This window comes from Bartonella taylorii (assembly GCF_023920105.1).
Classification (GTDB): domain Bacteria; phylum Pseudomonadota; class Alphaproteobacteria; order Rhizobiales; family Rhizobiaceae; genus Bartonella; species Bartonella taylorii.
In genome coordinates, this window is the sequence record NZ_CP083693.1 from 1,132,452 (window position 1) to 1,147,624 (window position 15,173).

General features: G+C 39.6%; 15 protein-coding genes and 1 pseudogene. 3 read left to right on the forward strand and 13 right to left on the reverse strand.

Annotated features, from left to right (window positions below; all coding sequences use genetic code 11):
• Nucleotides 1-23 precede the first annotated feature (23 nt).
• From LBE40_RS05040 to LBE40_RS05050, 3 genes are read left to right on the forward strand one after another with little or no spacing between them, the layout of a single operon-like run.
• Nucleotides 24-1,691 carry a peptidase domain-containing ABC transporter gene (locus tag LBE40_RS05040; RefSeq protein WP_004860464.1) on the forward strand — a complete coding sequence of 556 codons (1,668 nt, stop codon included), beginning with the start codon at nucleotides 24-26 and terminating at the stop codon, nucleotides 1,689-1,691.
• On the forward strand, nucleotides 1,681-3,006 hold the full coding sequence (locus LBE40_RS05045) for an HlyD family type I secretion periplasmic adaptor subunit (protein ID WP_004860466.1): 1,326 nt from the start codon (nucleotides 1,681-1,683) through the stop codon (nucleotides 3,004-3,006). The genes LBE40_RS05040 and LBE40_RS05045 overlap by 11 nt, the downstream gene beginning before the upstream one ends.
• Nucleotides 3,006-3,470 carry a toxin-activating lysine-acyltransferase gene (locus LBE40_RS05050; RefSeq protein WP_004860467.1) on the forward strand — a complete coding sequence of 155 codons (465 nt, stop codon included), beginning with the start codon at nucleotides 3,006-3,008 and terminating at the stop codon, nucleotides 3,468-3,470. Before LBE40_RS05045 ends, LBE40_RS05050 begins: the two co-directional genes overlap by 1 nt.
• 969 nt (nucleotides 3,471-4,439) lie before the next feature.
• Here LBE40_RS05050 and LBE40_RS05055 read toward each other — a convergent pair.
• The 13 genes and pseudogenes from LBE40_RS05055 to LBE40_RS05110 form a co-directional block, all read right to left on the reverse strand.
• Nucleotides 4,440-7,166 (reverse strand): autotransporter outer membrane beta-barrel domain-containing protein, encoded by a 2,727-nt coding sequence (locus tag LBE40_RS05055; protein ID WP_004860469.1) that lies wholly within the window; start codon nucleotides 7,164-7,166, stop codon nucleotides 4,440-4,442.
• 501 nt (nucleotides 7,167-7,667) lie between these two features.
• A complete protein-coding gene (locus LBE40_RS05060) occupies nucleotides 7,668-8,153 on the reverse strand; it encodes a YajG family lipoprotein (RefSeq protein WP_040297051.1) in 486 nt (161 codons plus the stop codon).
• A gap of 82 nt (nucleotides 8,154-8,235) precedes the next feature.
• Entirely contained in the window at nucleotides 8,236-8,364 is a 129-nt protein-coding gene (locus LBE40_RS08385; protein WP_276577403.1) for a hypothetical protein, read from the reverse strand.
• Nucleotides 8,352-8,759 (reverse strand): hypothetical protein, encoded by a 408-nt coding sequence (locus LBE40_RS05065; RefSeq protein ID WP_004860473.1) that lies wholly within the window; start codon nucleotides 8,757-8,759, stop codon nucleotides 8,352-8,354. The genes LBE40_RS08385 and LBE40_RS05065 overlap by 13 nt, the downstream gene beginning before the upstream one ends.
• On the reverse strand, nucleotides 8,756-9,298 hold the full coding sequence (locus LBE40_RS05070; protein ID WP_245256412.1) for a hypothetical protein: 543 nt from the start codon (nucleotides 9,296-9,298) through the stop codon (nucleotides 8,756-8,758). Before LBE40_RS05070 ends, LBE40_RS05065 begins: the two co-directional genes overlap by 4 nt.
• Nucleotides 9,292-9,897 (reverse strand): hypothetical protein, encoded by a 606-nt coding sequence (locus tag LBE40_RS05075; protein WP_196792898.1) that lies wholly within the window; start codon nucleotides 9,895-9,897, stop codon nucleotides 9,292-9,294. Before LBE40_RS05075 ends, LBE40_RS05070 begins: the two co-directional genes overlap by 7 nt.
• Nucleotides 9,894-10,217 (reverse strand): hypothetical protein, encoded by a 324-nt coding sequence (locus tag LBE40_RS05080; RefSeq protein WP_004860478.1) that lies wholly within the window; start codon nucleotides 10,215-10,217, stop codon nucleotides 9,894-9,896. Before LBE40_RS05080 ends, LBE40_RS05075 begins: the two co-directional genes overlap by 4 nt.
• Nucleotides 10,205-10,612 carry a hypothetical protein gene (locus LBE40_RS05085; protein WP_252615163.1) on the reverse strand — a complete coding sequence of 136 codons (408 nt, stop codon included), beginning with the start codon at nucleotides 10,610-10,612 and terminating at the stop codon, nucleotides 10,205-10,207. The genes LBE40_RS05080 and LBE40_RS05085 overlap by 13 nt, the downstream gene beginning before the upstream one ends.
• Nucleotides 10,609-11,370 (reverse strand): hypothetical protein, encoded by a 762-nt coding sequence (locus LBE40_RS05090; protein ID WP_252615164.1) that lies wholly within the window; start codon nucleotides 11,368-11,370, stop codon nucleotides 10,609-10,611. Before LBE40_RS05090 ends, LBE40_RS05085 begins: the two co-directional genes overlap by 4 nt.
• Nucleotides 11,371-11,385: 15 nt before the next feature.
• Nucleotides 11,386-11,798 (reverse strand): annotated as a pseudogene (locus tag LBE40_RS05095) (hypothetical protein).
• On the reverse strand, nucleotides 11,795-12,613 hold the full coding sequence (locus tag LBE40_RS05100) for a hypothetical protein (RefSeq protein ID WP_252615237.1): 819 nt from the start codon (nucleotides 12,611-12,613) through the stop codon (nucleotides 11,795-11,797). The pseudogene LBE40_RS05095 and the gene LBE40_RS05100 overlap by 4 nt, the downstream one beginning before the upstream one ends.
• A gap of 15 nt (nucleotides 12,614-12,628) precedes the next feature.
• Nucleotides 12,629-13,033, reverse strand: a complete 405-nt coding sequence (locus LBE40_RS05105) for a hypothetical protein (protein WP_004860483.1) — start codon at nucleotides 13,031-13,033, stop codon at nucleotides 12,629-12,631.
• Entirely contained in the window at nucleotides 13,030-15,105 is a 2,076-nt protein-coding gene (locus LBE40_RS05110) for a hemagglutinin repeat-containing protein (RefSeq protein WP_252615165.1), read from the reverse strand. Before LBE40_RS05110 ends, LBE40_RS05105 begins: the two co-directional genes overlap by 4 nt.
• Nucleotides 15,106-15,173 lie beyond the last annotated feature (68 nt).

Sequence of the window (15,173 nt, forward strand, 5' to 3'; positions counted from 1 at the left end):
TCTTAACAAAATAATAAAATCAAATGAATAATTCACCTGAAAAATTAGTATCCTTCTCTTGGTTCACTGAAACCACAAAGAAATATATTTATTACGTCATTGAACTCAGCCTTGTTGCTACTGTCTTGCGTTTGCTTGGCTTGGTTAATCCTTTTATTTTTCAGGCAATTATTGACCGCATCTTACCCTTCCAGCGCGCTGAAAGCCTTTACGCTATTGTTGTCCTTATGATTGCTATCATGCTGTTTAGCACAGCTCTGAGTGCTCTATCGGGATATTTAGGAGCTTATTTAGCCAATCGGCTTACTTTAGAGTTTGGGCGTCGCATTTATACCCACGTGTTAAGCCTCTCCTTACCTGTTTTACGCACTTGGCAAGTGGGGGAATTGTTCACACGTATCGGAGAGGTTGATACGATTCGCGGTTTTTTAACGGGAACCATTGCAACAACTGTCCTGAATGTTCTTTTTGCCATCATTTATCTCGCAGCGCTCTTTTCCATCAGTCCACAGCTTACCTTCATCGTTCTTATCATCTTACCCTTACAAATGGGTTCTTTGGCATTAGTAGGCCCCTTTTTGCGCCACCAATTACGCCGCGCTTTCACCCTGCAGGCAGCCCATCAATCGCGCCTCATTGAAAGTTTTACTAATCTTGAAGCCATCAAAGCGCATGTAAAGGAGCCAGCCCATACGCTACGCATGCAAGAAACTTTAACCCGTAGTTTGGATCAAAGCCTCACAACCAGTAAATTGCATCTTTTAAATGGAGCTATGAGCCATATTTTTGGCGATCTTTTCACTATTTTTATTATCTTTTTTGGTGCTCAGGCAGTTCTTCAAAACCAAATTACACTAGGACAACTTATTGCCTTTCATCTCCTCGCAGGCAATGTTTCTGGTCCTATCTTAAGCCTTGCCTCTTTATGGGAAGAATGGCAGCATTTAAAAATCTCCCGCCTTCGTTTAGGCGATATCCTTAACTCCCCATCAGAATGGGAAAAGGAGAAGCCGTCTCTTCAACTCACCACAACGCCCCATCTTGAAACCAAAGATATGTGTTTTTCTTATGGAGAAAAACCAATTATCAACCATCTTGATATTTGTTTACAACCTGGAAAACCCATTATGTTGCTTGGTCCTTCAGGGTGTGGAAAATCAACCTTAGCAAAGCTCCTTTGTGGTCTCTATCCCCCAACAAGCGGGCAGATATTGATTAATGACCAATGTTTACAGAATTTTGATGTCCGTAGCGTACGCAAAACAATCGCATATTTCCCCCAAAGCCCATGCCTTTTTTCTGGAACCATTCTTGAAAATATGCATCTTGCCAAACCCGATGCTACCAAGAATGAAATCGACGCTGCACTCTATGCTAGCGCTTGTCATGATCTCATCGCTCAATTGCCTCAAGGGCTGGATACCCAAGTGGGCGAGCAAGGTGGCTTTTTATCAGGTGGTCAACGTCAACGCTTGGCATTAGCTTGTTTTTTCTTGATAAACCCAAGCCTCCTCATCTTAGATGAACCAACTTCCGCGTTAGATGAAGCTGCTAGCGCACAGATTGTTGAGCATTTATATCAACTTTCGCAAAAGTGCATCGTTCTCGTCATTACCCACAAACATGACCTTTTTCCTCAGAATGCAACCGTATTAAATTTCACTGATTTGGAGGCAAAAAATGGCGAATAAGACACCTCGCTTACGCCCCTTATCGCCAACGCTTCATATGGTGGTCGCTGTTTTGATTGCTCTATTCCTCTTTATTGTAATCGGAAGCTTTGTTGCAAAAACAGAAATTGTTGCACGAGGACAAGGATCGGTTATTCCCACCGCTTACGTTCAATTGGTGCAAGCACAAAATACAGGTCGTATTGAAAAAATCCTCGTAAAAGAAGGGCAATTTGTTCACCAAGGCGATCTTCTTATCCAATTGGATCAGCGCGAAGCCCTAAATGAGCGTGCACGTGTTCAAGCAGATATCGCGCAGCAAACCCTTCAGGCACAAATTGCCGCAGCTATTTTAACAGCTTTGAGTGAAAGCAACCCTTTGGATAAAGATTTTGTAACTAAAGGGCTTGCCTATTTGCAAATCCCTCCCTCCAATAACAAGACTGCAAAAATAGAAGGGGGAAAACTCATTAGCGCTACTCTTCAATCTCTACAAGATAAATTAAGAGCGCTGAAAGCCCAAGCTGATCGGGTCATGCGCAGTGGTGCTACACAACATGCTCAATTAGATAAGTTAGAAGATGATCTTCAATTAAGTCAAGGAAAACTAAAAGCTGCAAAAAGCCTGATGGAAACAAAAGTTATTAGCCAAGCTCTTTATTTAGAGCGGTTACATGACCTTAAAAATGTGGAGCATGAGATTTTAACCAATCAAAGGCGCTTAGAAGAAAATAACGCCGAAATAGACACCCTCCGCCAACAACGGCAAAGTCTCATTTCCGATGAAATCGCCCGCTATCGACAACTTTCGCGTGAAACAGAATTAACACTTCAAGGGTTAAAAGCAAAGCTTGATAGTACTCAATACCGCCTCGATCACTTATCACTTTACGCTCCCGTTGATGGTCGTATTGATGATTTAAGTATCCACACTTTGGGCGGCTTTGTAGAAGCTGGTAAAACTTTAATGCGTATTGTCCCTGGCGCAGGTGGCCTCATTGTTGAAGCGTTTTTTGATAACCGAGATATTGGTTTTTTAGAAAAAGGCCAACATGCTTACATCAAATTTTCTGCTTTTCCGCCTGAACGTTTCGGTGTTATCTACGGTACAGTCGTTAATGTAGGTGCTACAGCGCGCTATGATAAAGAAATTAATGGTGCCTATGCCGTTTTGATCAAAATCGACCAAGATCATATCAATTTGAATGGCAAACAACTTAAATTTATCCCGGGTATGACAGTGACAGCCGATGTTATTACAGCAAAACGGCGTCTCATTTCCTATTTCTTTGAACCTATCACCAAAATTTTAGAACAATCTTTAAAGGAAAGATAATGTGTGTAAATGAAAATCCTTCACCATCGCTCATAGCCCCTCTTACAGCCTTGGGAGCTATGGTGGTTTTAATGCTTCAATCCCCCTTACACCGCCGTTGGCGGATTTGGGATATCGAATTTAATTTAGGACCCGCCTTACGAACTGGACAATACAAACTTTATAAAAATGAGAATGGAGAATTTTGTGCTTTTATTACTTGGGCTTTTTTAGATGAGAAAAATCATCAATCTATGCTTGAAAAGGGAGAACTTTTACCCGGTGCCGATTGGCAGGATGGAGAGTATATATGGTTCATTGATTGTGTGGCACCATATGGCCATGCTGTTACTCTCGTGCGCGATATGCAACGGCATGTATTTCCAGATCAGCAGTATTGTTATGCTGTCCGACGTAATGAAGACGGTGGGATGCGGAAAATTGCTCGCTGGCGTTCTTATAGAGTAAAGAATCCATCCAAATAGCTTTTATAAACCAAGCAAACATAAATGATTTAAGGACTCCCTCTCCCACATGCCCTTATGAAGAAAAAACTCTATTGATTATTGGGAAATAGCTATAGTAAAAATGAACCTTGCTGTTTAGAGTTACCTCACTACTCTACAGGTAGATATTTTTTAGCTTATCCAGATCTAATATTAATATTGATGCTCAATCACAAAAACCGATTATGCCCTCCAAAGCCTTATTTTTATTATTTTCTAACACACTTATCATTCTACCTCTTATTGCCTAATTAAATCAGTTTGATAACAGAAAAATACGATAGTTTTTTCGTTGTTAAGAGTTTAAGCAAAATCTTTGAGGTTCTTATTCCCAACCTTCCTAACTATAAAAATAGAATCTACTCAGTATAAAGCCTATTTCCTTACTTGCTACCATTGTTTAGCTAATGAGAAGCGATTTATATAAAAATATATTTCATAATATTATTTTTATACTTAAAAAATATCAGAAAAACTTTAAATATAAAATAAAAATATTACTTAGTATTCTATAACTTAAAAATATATTCAGTAAAATTTTATGATAATTTATCCTTTTATACAAAATTTTATAAGGAATATCTTAAAAAAGAGGTTATCATTTAATCTATCATTCTTATTATAATTCATATAATTTTTATTATAGATATAATGGTAATTTTTATCACTTTGTGTATAGATATACACAATCATATATTTGTTTTTTACTTGTATTTAAAATACTTTCTATAATTGCATAATTTATCTATTATACATACACATGATTTTTTTGTAAAAAAGTAACAAACATTAAATAACCTCTTATAATATAAAAATTAATACAGGTGCAAAAATTTTTAAAAATAATTAACCTAAAAAGAGCTTTTGAGATAATAATAACTTCTCCCCTTTGATCTTTGCCGCAGTAATAATAGACTTGCTTAGATTTAGTTTTTTTCTGAATTAAATTTAAAAACGATAGTTCAATCCACCAGAAAAACGAACTCCAGAAAAACCAGCCTTAGTAAGTTTATGCTGATAAATTAGATTACTGTGAAGTGTAATTTTTGAAGACAGTTGTGAATTGATACCCAAACCAGCTTCTAAAGAAGAACCAAAAGAACCTAACTGGAAAGAATCTTTAAAACGCACAAATTGTTTTCCCCCAAAATGATTAGCAATATGAAGCTGGCCATAAAAGGAAATGAAGCGATCCTTTTCAAATGTTGTAAACGTTTTAGTTAAACGCCCTCCAACACGCATCAACCATTGATCAATTTTTTTCATCTCAATATCAAATCCATCAAGATCATGCGCCTTATGAAACTGAAGATTCTGATAAATAAACTGAACTTGTGGATCAAACATAATACCTTCATACCCTGTCATAAACCTTTTACCAGAAGAGAACGAAACATTTAAGGGATTTCCTTTTAATGTCGCCGTCTTCCCCCGTGCAAAGGTAAAAATATCACCTTTAAACAAACCATAGGATAAAAGGCCATTTACATAAAAACCAGTGTTATTCTCCACGCTACCATACGCTGTAACTGACCATTTATGAAATGTACTTTTTTGGCTTTGATTAACATCCCGAGGACGCAAAGAAACTTTCCCATAAGTCCCCATGATTCTAAAGGACGTTGTACTGTATGCACCCTCAATTGTTTTCAACAAAACGCCTGCCTCTATGGCATTATAATCAAAATTGCCTCCATAACCATATTCAAGTGCAGAAAGATCTGAAACATAACGATAGCTTCCGCCATAACTGGAAACAAATAAAGTGGAAGAGCCATCGGTTTTTAACGATCTACCAACAGATCGCATAGTTTCCAATTGCCTGTTTTGACTGCCAATATCCATCAATCCAGCATGAAACAAAACATTTGGCAAAATAAGATAAGACGGAACTTGCGGAACAACATCCCTCACCCTTAGCACAACAGGTGCATCAAAAGCAGGCTGAACATATTTACTCTCGAGGCGAAAGTCCCAAAAATCTCCATCGCCCTTCACTAATCTTTGAGCCGTACGCGTATTTCCAAGAGAAGAATCTGGACCATATGGATGGAGATAATATTGGTAAGGCAAGCCTTCCAATGCAATATAAGTACTACTTAATTGAAAAGAATCTTCTGCCGCTTTTCCAGAAACTTGAATAAGTGAGATACTTTTAGCATTTCCATTGCCTACTACTTCTCCCTGATTTCCTACAACAAATTGCACATGGACTGTAGTTTTGCCAGAAACATTACCATGAATCAAAAGCCGGTCAGTCTTTTGGTCGTCAAGCGAGCCATCACCATTGAGATGCGTGTTGAGATAAAGATGTGCACTACCCTGCGCATTAAAAACCTCTTCTCCTCCCTTTCCAATATGAAGTGTCTGATACTCTTGAAACGTTGGGGTTTCGAAAGCAATAACACTGTCAGAAAGTTTTAAAAAAGAAATGGATGAAACCATACGATTTAAAACTTGCGAATTTATCTCTTTTCTTTTTGTTAAAATCCATTTTGACCCTCCTGTCAAATAAAGTTCAGCAACAGAATCATCAGCAACCCGCGTGCCTCCTATAAGTGAAGAAGAATCAGCCAACACCGCCATAGAAGCTCCCTTTTCAGCTGTTAACAATAAATCACCAGAGATCCTTGTTCCTTCTGTTACTCCGATATACCCACTACTTTTATGACTATGAATAGCTGTACCATCTGGAACTTCAAAAGTCGCCTTTTTCAAAAAGACAATTCCTTGTTGGTAGCTATTATCTCCTTTGTCCATATCAAAGTGCATACCATACTTGCTACCTGTCACTATAATTTTTGAATCTTCGATATTAACTCGCGAAACTAAAATATTCCCTTCTTGGCCCACACTTGATTGTGCATTAGTATCTAATCCGATCCATAGACCGCTAACATCACGAGCAAGAACATTGCTATTTTTTAAATAAGTAGAGCTGTGCTGGTTTATATTTAAAACCGCATGAGCAACTTCATCTTCTTTATCCATTGTTTTTTGACTTTTTGAAGTAATGCTAACACTGTCTAAAATTGCACTGCCCCTTTTTCCCACATAAAGCGCAGCCGCATTTATTACATCAATCAGCCCACCAGTCATCTTAATGTTTGCATCAAAACCACTGAAAAGAGCGCCCTTTTGGCCAACGCCCTGACCATGCACTTTAATTTTTGCATCCGTTAAAATAACAGATGCTCCTTGCTTCTCTGCATAAACACCCATCTGATTAGCTTCGATTGATCCACGATTCACCTCTATCATTCCACTATCAGCTCTAAAACCTATTGACACATTCTTCAAAGTTGAAGCGCTTAAAACAACTTTTCCTCCTTGCGAAGCAACTATACCATAAGTATCTTTTACACTATCAATACCATTAATTTTTACACGCATTGCTTGGATAACTGTATTTGGCTCTTGTGCTACGATAATAGCAGACGTTGTAAAACTATTTTCACTCTCACTCTTTTCGTCAGAAGAGTTAACGCTCTGATATACTTTATCAGTAATTGTATGTTTTGCACCATCATTACACCTGTAAGGTAATTTTCCTTCACTACATGAAAACGATACGGACGAAAAAGAACGAGCCTCTACATCTATATTGGATAAAAAAGGGGAAATAACTGCTGTAAAAACACACAAATATAAGTGATTTTTAGATTCTCTAATCATCATTCTTCTTCAAACTTCCTTTTCTCAGAAAAAATACATGCTGAAAATAAGCTATAAATTAAAATACAATAAGTGTAAAATAAATAAGAATAATTTATTTGTTATCTAGCAAACAATCATACATATGATCTGTTTTGTGTTTTATATAAAGCGAGAATAAAAAATAGGAAGTCATAATTTACGCTTGCTAACTTTATAAAGAGTGATTCAAAATACAGCTAATAACTGTAACACAATCTACAAAAACAGATTTACTAAGTTTATGCTGTTACAGGAAAATGTCTAGCTTCTAGGAAAGAAAAAAGTACCAAACTGAAAAAGAATTCAAGATAAAGTGGAGTATTCATCATCTTGAAGTTCAGAAGAGTCAAACAAAAATATCTCACCAAAATCAGTTCTCGTGACAATGGTATCATTGCCAATCTGGACTCTAATCGAACTCACTTTATTGGGATTGAAGGAGCCACGCGCGCTCTTTTTCCGTTAATGTTTTTCATCCGATTACTTTTTTGAGGATGTACGTGACGCTAATGATCGCTTTTGTAAAGCTTTTTTTGTTTGCTGACGTTTTCTTTTATTCTCAAAATGCGCTATCATGGCCCGTTCCTTCTTGCTCGTATTGCTGAGACCAAAAGTGTCATTATCCATAAATTGCTGATATCCAGCTATCATGAGATCGGTTAGGAACGAGTCACCTTTCGGAGGTTGTGTAAAATAAATCCCCCTTGAATCCTGCAATTTATACCGGAAGCCTGCTTTTTTCATGCATTCATAAACTGAAGCAAATTCACTTGCATACGAATTCATATCACTAGAAGAAGCATAAACCGGTTTCCAACCACATTTTAAAAGTGATTGTTCAATTACAGCCCGATCTGTTCCCGGCTTTTCCCATAAAGCCAAAGTCGATGGGGGAGGATTGCCTAACTGACATCCAGCGATACTTAACAGAGCCATGCAGCTCAATAGTTTTAAGATTTTTTTCAGTTTTAAGGTTTGTTTCATTTTTCCCCTCTTTCAATGGATTTATTTACAATAAGAAGGCTCGTAAGCCTGGTGATATTTTCTGTCACCGCTGTTTAAAACAGTGGTGAACAATATTGAGATAGTGGATTGAGGAAACAATCCCGCCATTCCAAGCGAAGGCAAGGAGGGCGGATTGTTGATCATCACAAACAGCAAAACTTAAGGCTGGCATTTGCGACTATTTTTATATTTTTTACAAAAAGGGCTGTTCAAGCGCTTCTTGACACTTCGCTGTGGGATCACAGCGCCAGGACGACAAATGGGGAGATTTTTCTCTTTAAAAGTATAACACCATCCTCCCCCTTTTCCATTATCTTTATAGTGGAAACCTGCTTGAACCATGCAAGCATCAACTGTTGCTTTTGCATTAATGCTCTGCTGTTGGTTTTCTGGAAAAACATCGTAAGGCGTCGGCATGCCACATTCTAACAATGCTTTTCCTATCTCAGTAAAATCTGCACCAGGTTTCTCCCACATACTCAGAGCCCCTGGAGAAGGCTTATCAATGTTACATCCAGCGATATTTAACAGAATGAGACCACTTAATAATTTTAAGATTTGTTTCATTTTTTCCTCCCTAAATAATCTAAACCTAAATAAGTTGAATAAATTCGTACACGATTAGATGATCCATAAGCCTGTCGACATATTGGACTCGCAGTACCATAACAAGCATGGACACTGGGATAACTAAATGCTATTTTCCCTGCTTCTTTCCAAGGACCACTACCAAGAGGGATCTGTTCAAAAGTATAAGGATTTTTGCCAATCTTTGTACCCACAAAGTCATATTTATGATTTTCCAAATTGACATAATCCTGCTTTCCATCACTTAAGATATATAACGTATCTGCCATGTCTTGAGCGTTAAAAGCCGGTCCAAAGAAATTAATCGTTGTTTCCTTTGCTATACCGTGAACACCATGCTTAGCTAAATTATACGATCCATTGCCCGCTGTCATACTGCCGCGGCTATGCGCATCAGTATGCAATCCTATATTGCCAAGGCTATACAACAGATTCTGGTACTTCTTCGTCGAATTGGTCAGAACACCCAACTTACCTTCTAGAACATACTGATACCCTGCAATGAACCCCTCTACCAAGATCGAATCGCTATGTGGGAACACCAAAAGATAGTGCGGATCCTTCTTATTATCAGCCAACTGAACTGCATAACTCGCTGCATCATCTGGTGTCGTAAAAATACCATTAAGGAAACTGCATCAGATGAATAAATTGTTGCAGTATGAGGTGTTCCATAGCGTCCTGTACATGCATCACCTGCATTACCATAGCAATTATGGGTGCTAGGATCATAGCCCAATAGCGCTCTCCCTTGTTCTATTATTGGAATTGCTGGTGGAAATAATACATAGGGAAGCTTCAAGGGTACCTTATAAAAAGTAGGCAGATTGTGACCAATTCTCATACCAACGGGGTCAAGTAGATGGTTTTGTAAGTAAATATGATCTTTTTTGCCATCACTTACATAATCTAACGTATTTGCCATAATTTGAATATTAAAAGCCGGTCCAAAGGTATCAATTTTTGTTTTGTACCCTATACCGTGGATGCCATGCTTTGCAAAGTCACGCATTCCATTACCCAATGTCAAACTACCACGGCTATGCGCATCAACAATCGCCCCTGTATTGCCATAACGATACATAAAATCCTGAAACTTCTTTGTCGAATTACTCACCCCCCAAAATTACCTTCCAGAAAATCCTGATAAAAAGCTACCCCGAGCTCTACTTCCCATGAATCAGCTTTTGGAAAAGCTGTAAAATAAAATGGCTCATGCTCATTATCAACTAACTGAACCGCATAACGGGCTGCGTCATCTGGTGTGTTAAAAATACCATTATAGAACATACGCCTGTTGCCATCAGAACCTGCTTGTAAATGCTTTTCTTCTTCAGGTGTTAAATAATGCAATTGAGGAAACAATCCCACCATTCCAAGCGAAGGCAAGGAGGGGGATTGTTGATCATCACCAATAGAAAAACTTAAGGCTGGCATTCATCCGCGTTTTTATACCTTTTACAAAACGGGCTGTTTAAGCGCTTTTCGACACTTCGTTGCGGAATAATAGCACCAGGCTGACAAATGGGAAGATTTTCCTCTTTAAAAGTGTAACACCATCCCCCCCCTTTCACTTCATTTTTATAGTGAAAACCTGATTGAATCATGCAAGCATGAATTGATGCTCGTGCATTAATACTCAGCTTTTTATTTTCTGGAAAAATATCATCAGGCGTTGGCATTCCACATTCTAACAATGCTTTTCCTACCTCAGTAAAATCTGCTCCTGGTTTCTCCCACATATATATATACCCTGGAAGAGGTTTGTCGATACTACATCCAGCTATAATGAACAAAACTATTCCACTTAATAATTTCAAGATTTGTTTCATTTTTTCCTCCCTGATTTATTTGAATCAATTTGTATACGGTGAGGTAAACCATAATCATGTTGGCATATTGAACTCGCATTACCATAACAAGCATGAGGGCTAGGATAACTCCATATTATTTTCCCTGCTTCTTTCCAAGGACCACTACCAGGGGGGATCTGTTCAAAAGTATAAGGATTTTTGCCAATCTTTGTACCTACAAAGTCATCTGCGTGATTTTCCAAGCCAATATGGGTTTGGTGGCCATCACTTACATAATCTAACGTATTTGCCATAATTTGAATATTAAAAGCCGGTCCAAAGGTATCAATTTTTGTTTTGTACCCTATACCGTGGATGCCATGCTTTTCAAAGTCACGCATTCCATTACCCAATGTCAAACTACCACGGCTATGCGCATCAACAATCGCCCCTGTATTGCCATAACGATACATAAAATCCTGAAACTTCTTTGTCGAATTACTCAGCCCCCCAAAGTTGCCTTCTAGAAACTTCTGATAAAAAGCTACCCCGAGCTCTACTTCCCATGAATCAGCTTTTGGAAAAGCTGTAAAATAAAATGGCTCATGCTCATTATCCGCCAACTGTACTGCATAACGGGCTGCCTCATCTGGTGTGGTAAAAATACCATTATAGAACATACGCCTGTTGCCATCAGAACCTGCGTGTAAATGCTTTTCTTCTTCAGGCGTTAAATAATGTGATTGAGGAAACAATTCCGCCATTCCAAGCGAAAGCAAAAAGGGGATTGTTTCCATCACCAGCAGCAAGGATTAAGGTTTGCATTCAGGTTGTACTGGACTTCTTTTACAAAACGGGCTGTTTAAACGCTTCTCAACACTTCGTTGAGGAATGACCGCACCAGGCTGACAAATGGGGAGGTTTTCCTCTTTATAAGTATAACACCACCCCCCCCTCTCTGATCTTTATAGTGGAATCCTGCTTGGATCATACAGGCATAAGTTGTTGCTCTTGCATTGTTGCTTCTCTCTCTATTTTCTGACTCAAGGTCAATAAGACTCGGCATTCCACATTCTAATAGGGCTTTTCCTACCTCAGTAGAATCTGCTCCTGCCTTCTCCCACATATTCACGTACTCTGTAGGAGTGCTGTCAATTTTTGATATGTCACATCCAGTGATACTTAATAGAACTATCCCACTCAATAATTTAAACAGTGTATTCATTTTTTCTTCCTTAAATAACCTAAACCTAAATAATCTAAAATTGCATCAGATGAATAAATTGTTGCAGTATGAGGTGTTCCATAAGCATGTTTACACGCATCACTCGCATCTCCATAGCAATTATGGGTGCTAGGATCATAGCCCAATAGCGCTCTCCCTTGTTCTATTATTGGAATTGCTGGTGGAAATAATACATAGGGGAACTTCAAGGGTACCTTATAAAAAGTAGGCAGATTGTGACCAATGCTTATACCAACGGGGTCAAGTAGATGGTTTTGTAAATAAATATGATCTTTTTTGCCATCGCTTACGAAATATACCGTATTTGCCATAGATGCAGCGTTATCCGCCGGTCCAAAAAAATAGATATCTGTTTTATACCCTATACCGTGGATGCCATGCTTTTCAAAGTCACGCAATCCATTGCCCACGGTCAGACTACCACGGCTATGCGCATCAACAATCGCTCCTGTATTGCCATAACGATACATAAAATCCTGAAACTTCTTTGTCGAATTACTCAGCCCCCCAAAGTTGCCTTCTAGAAACTTCTGATAAAAAGCTACCCCGAGCTCTACTTCCCATGAATCAGCTTTTGGAAAAGCTGTAAAATAAAATGGCTCATGCTCATTATCCGCCAACTGAACCGCATAACGGGCTGCGTCATCTGGTGAGGTAAAAATACCATTATAGAACATACGCCTGTTGCCATCAGAACCTGCATGTAAATGCTTTTCTTCATCCGTTAAATAATGTGCGTGAGGAAACAATCCCGCCATTCCAAGCGAAAGCAAGGATGGGAGATTGTTGACCATCACAAACAACAAGGCTTAAGGATAGCATTCATATTGTTCTGGATGCTGTTTACAAAACGGGCTATTTAAGCGCTTCTCAACACTTCGTTGTGGAATGACAGCGCCTGGACGACAAATGGGCAGGTTTTCTTCTTTATAAGTATAACACCACCCCCCTCCTCTTTGATCTTTATAATGAAATCCTGCTTGGATCATACAAGCATGAATTGTTGCCCATCCATTATTGCTTACCTCTCTATTTTCTGAATCCTCACTGTAAGGGGTTGGCATGCCACATTCTAACAATGCTTTTCCTACTTCAGTAGAATCTGCTCCTGGCTTCTCCCACATTGCTCTATATGATGGCCCCAATTTGTCAATGTCACACCCAGCTACACTTAACAGAATTAATCCACTTAACAATTTCAATATTTGTTTCATTTTTTTCTCCATAAATAACCTAAATAATCTAAAATTGCATAAGGTGAATAAATTGTTGCAGTATGAGGTGTTCCATAAGCATATTTACATGCTGGCTCCGCGTTTCCATAACAATTATGGGTACTAGGGTAAGAGCCCAATAGTGCTCTCCCTTGCTCTCTCATTGGAATTGCTGCTGGAAATAATACATAGGGGAACTTCAAAGGTACCTTATAAAAAGTAGGCAGATTGTGACCAATTCCTGTACCAATGGGATCGAATATATGGTTTTGTAAGTAAATATGATTTTTTTTACCATCACTCACATAATATAGCGCATTCGCTACCGATATAGCGTTATCCGCCGGTCCAAAAAAATAGATATCTGTTTTATACCCTATACCGTGGATGCCATGCTTTGCAAAGTCACGCATTCCATTGCCCACTGTCAAACTACCACGGCTATGCGCATCAACAATCGCCCCTGTATTGCCATAGAGATACATAAAATCCTGAAACTTCTTTGTCGAATTACTCAGCCCCCCAAAGTTGCCTTCTAGAAACTTCTGATAAAAAGCTACCCCGAGCTCTACTTCCCATGAATCAGCTTTTGGAAAAGCTGTAAAATAAAGGGGTTCATGCTCATTATCCGCCAACTGGACCGCATAACGGGCTGCCTCATCTGGTGAAGTAAAAATACCATTGTAGAACATACGCCTGTTGCCATCAGAACCAACTTGTAAATGCTTTTCTTCCTCAGGTGTTAAATAACGATACAGAGGGATTTTTCTATCATAGCTGTCTTTGATATATTGTCCATTTTCATTTGTTGCATAGACCACATTGCCATTTTCATCATGCACAACCTCACCCTCAGGATGCTCTTTGAGATATGTGATTTCGTTCACTTTATCCCGATAATCAAATCCTTCATCCGATAAATCATTGATCATATCTAAGCGATTATGCACTGCTCCCTCAAGCGATGTGGCATCCACCGGTGCAACGGCTTGGTGGGCTGCTGCGGTGTTGCGGTTGAGTGCATCAATGATTTGTCCAGCATCTTGGACCATTGCCCTCTGGTTAGATCCACCTGTCAAAATAATGCTGCCATCACTGATGGCGGATTTGGTTTCCCCTTCCGCTCCATCATGTGCCTTTCCGTGATTTAAAGCATTTTTGGCAATGTTTTTTATCGTGTCATTTCCAGAAAGGCTAAACCCATGGCTGCTGGCTTGCGCATGGGCACTGTTGGTGATGTCACTGGTGGCAATCCTTCCTGTGGTCAGGCTGTTTTTTTCTGCCGGCGCGGTGCTGGCAATGATGCCTCCGGTTAACGTTGTTTTGTCTTTAACGTTGATCTTAAAACCACCATCACCCGCTTTGATGCCTGATTGTTCCACAACACTGTGATAATCGCTAGAGGATTGATCCTTTTGGAAAGAGGCGCTCATAGAGCCTCCACCACCCGTTTGTCCAGCACCAAAGCCAACAGAAACCGATTTCTGCTTGCTGGAAGTTTGTCCCGTATCACTGCGGCTGGTAATGGTGAGAGCACCCCCTACTTCCATTTCTACACGCTCTCCAGAAACCACGGCACCTTCCAGTGCGGTATTGCCTCCACTTGTGGTATGAACCGTATTGGTACCAATAATATGGGCGTTCTTTTGTTGAACCGCCTCGCTCGAGCCTTCTCCTTGACTAAAAGCGGCATTGCCCGTTGCCCCTGCGCTACCCGTGCCATAACCGGTGCCAACACTCATTGAAGTACTTTCACTACTGTTTTGTGTGCTTTGCACATTTTGCGCACTTTCAAAGGTGATATCTTTACCCGCTTCCAAGGTGATATTCCCGCTCTGCGCATCATTGCCCAGTGCATAGACAGGATTGCTACCAGCGATAATATCGGCTCCAACACCATGGATGCTGCCTTTGTGGGCTTGCATGTTGACAGCGCGCCCTGCTTCTATGCTATTGGTTACAGCAGTAGATGTCTGAGCAGATGCCTCCGCTTTCTCAGTCTTAAAGCCCACGGTTACACTGCCAGAAGCACCAGCCATATTGGCAAGAGCATCCTTGGTAGAGCCCCCCAACCCTCCTAATGTATTGAACCTTCACCTGCCGTGTTGTGGAGTTGATCGACCAACAGATTTAAACTGCC

Excerpts from the sequence above, each read along its gene's own strand:
- LBE40_RS05040 (WP_004860464.1), top strand. The coding sequence starts at position 24 with ATGAATAATTCACCTGAAAAATTAGTATCCTTCTCTTGGTTCACTGAA.
- LBE40_RS05045 (WP_004860466.1), top strand. The coding sequence starts at position 1,681 with ATGGCGAATAAGACACCTCGCTTACGCCCCTTATCGCCAACGCTTCAT.
- LBE40_RS05050 (WP_004860467.1), top strand. The coding sequence starts at position 3,006 with ATGTGTGTAAATGAAAATCCTTCACCATCGCTCATAGCCCCTCTTACA.
- LBE40_RS05055 (WP_004860469.1), bottom strand. The coding sequence starts at position 7,166 with ATGATTAGAGAATCTAAAAATCACTTATATTTGTGTGTTTTTACAGCA.
- LBE40_RS08385 (WP_276577403.1), bottom strand. The coding sequence starts at position 8,364 with ATGCCAGCCTTAAGTTTTGCTGTTTGTGATGATCAACAATCCGCCCTC.
- LBE40_RS05065 (WP_004860473.1), bottom strand. The coding sequence starts at position 8,759 with ATGAAACAAATCTTAAAATTATTAAGTGGTCTCATTCTGTTAAATATC.
- LBE40_RS05080 (WP_004860478.1), bottom strand. The coding sequence starts at position 10,217 with ATGCCAGCCTTAAGTTTTTCTATTGGTGATGATCAACAATCCCCCTCC.
- LBE40_RS05085 (WP_252615163.1), bottom strand. The coding sequence starts at position 10,612 with ATGAAACAAATCTTGAAATTATTAAGTGGAATAGTTTTGTTCATTATA.
- LBE40_RS05090 (WP_252615164.1), bottom strand. The coding sequence starts at position 11,370 with ATGGAAACAATCCCCTTTTTGCTTTCGCTTGGAATGGCGGAATTGTTT.
- LBE40_RS05100 (WP_252615237.1), bottom strand. The coding sequence starts at position 12,613 with ATGGTCAACAATCTCCCATCCTTGCTTTCGCTTGGAATGGCGGGATTG.
- LBE40_RS05105 (WP_004860483.1), bottom strand. The coding sequence starts at position 13,033 with ATGAAACAAATATTGAAATTGTTAAGTGGATTAATTCTGTTAAGTGTA.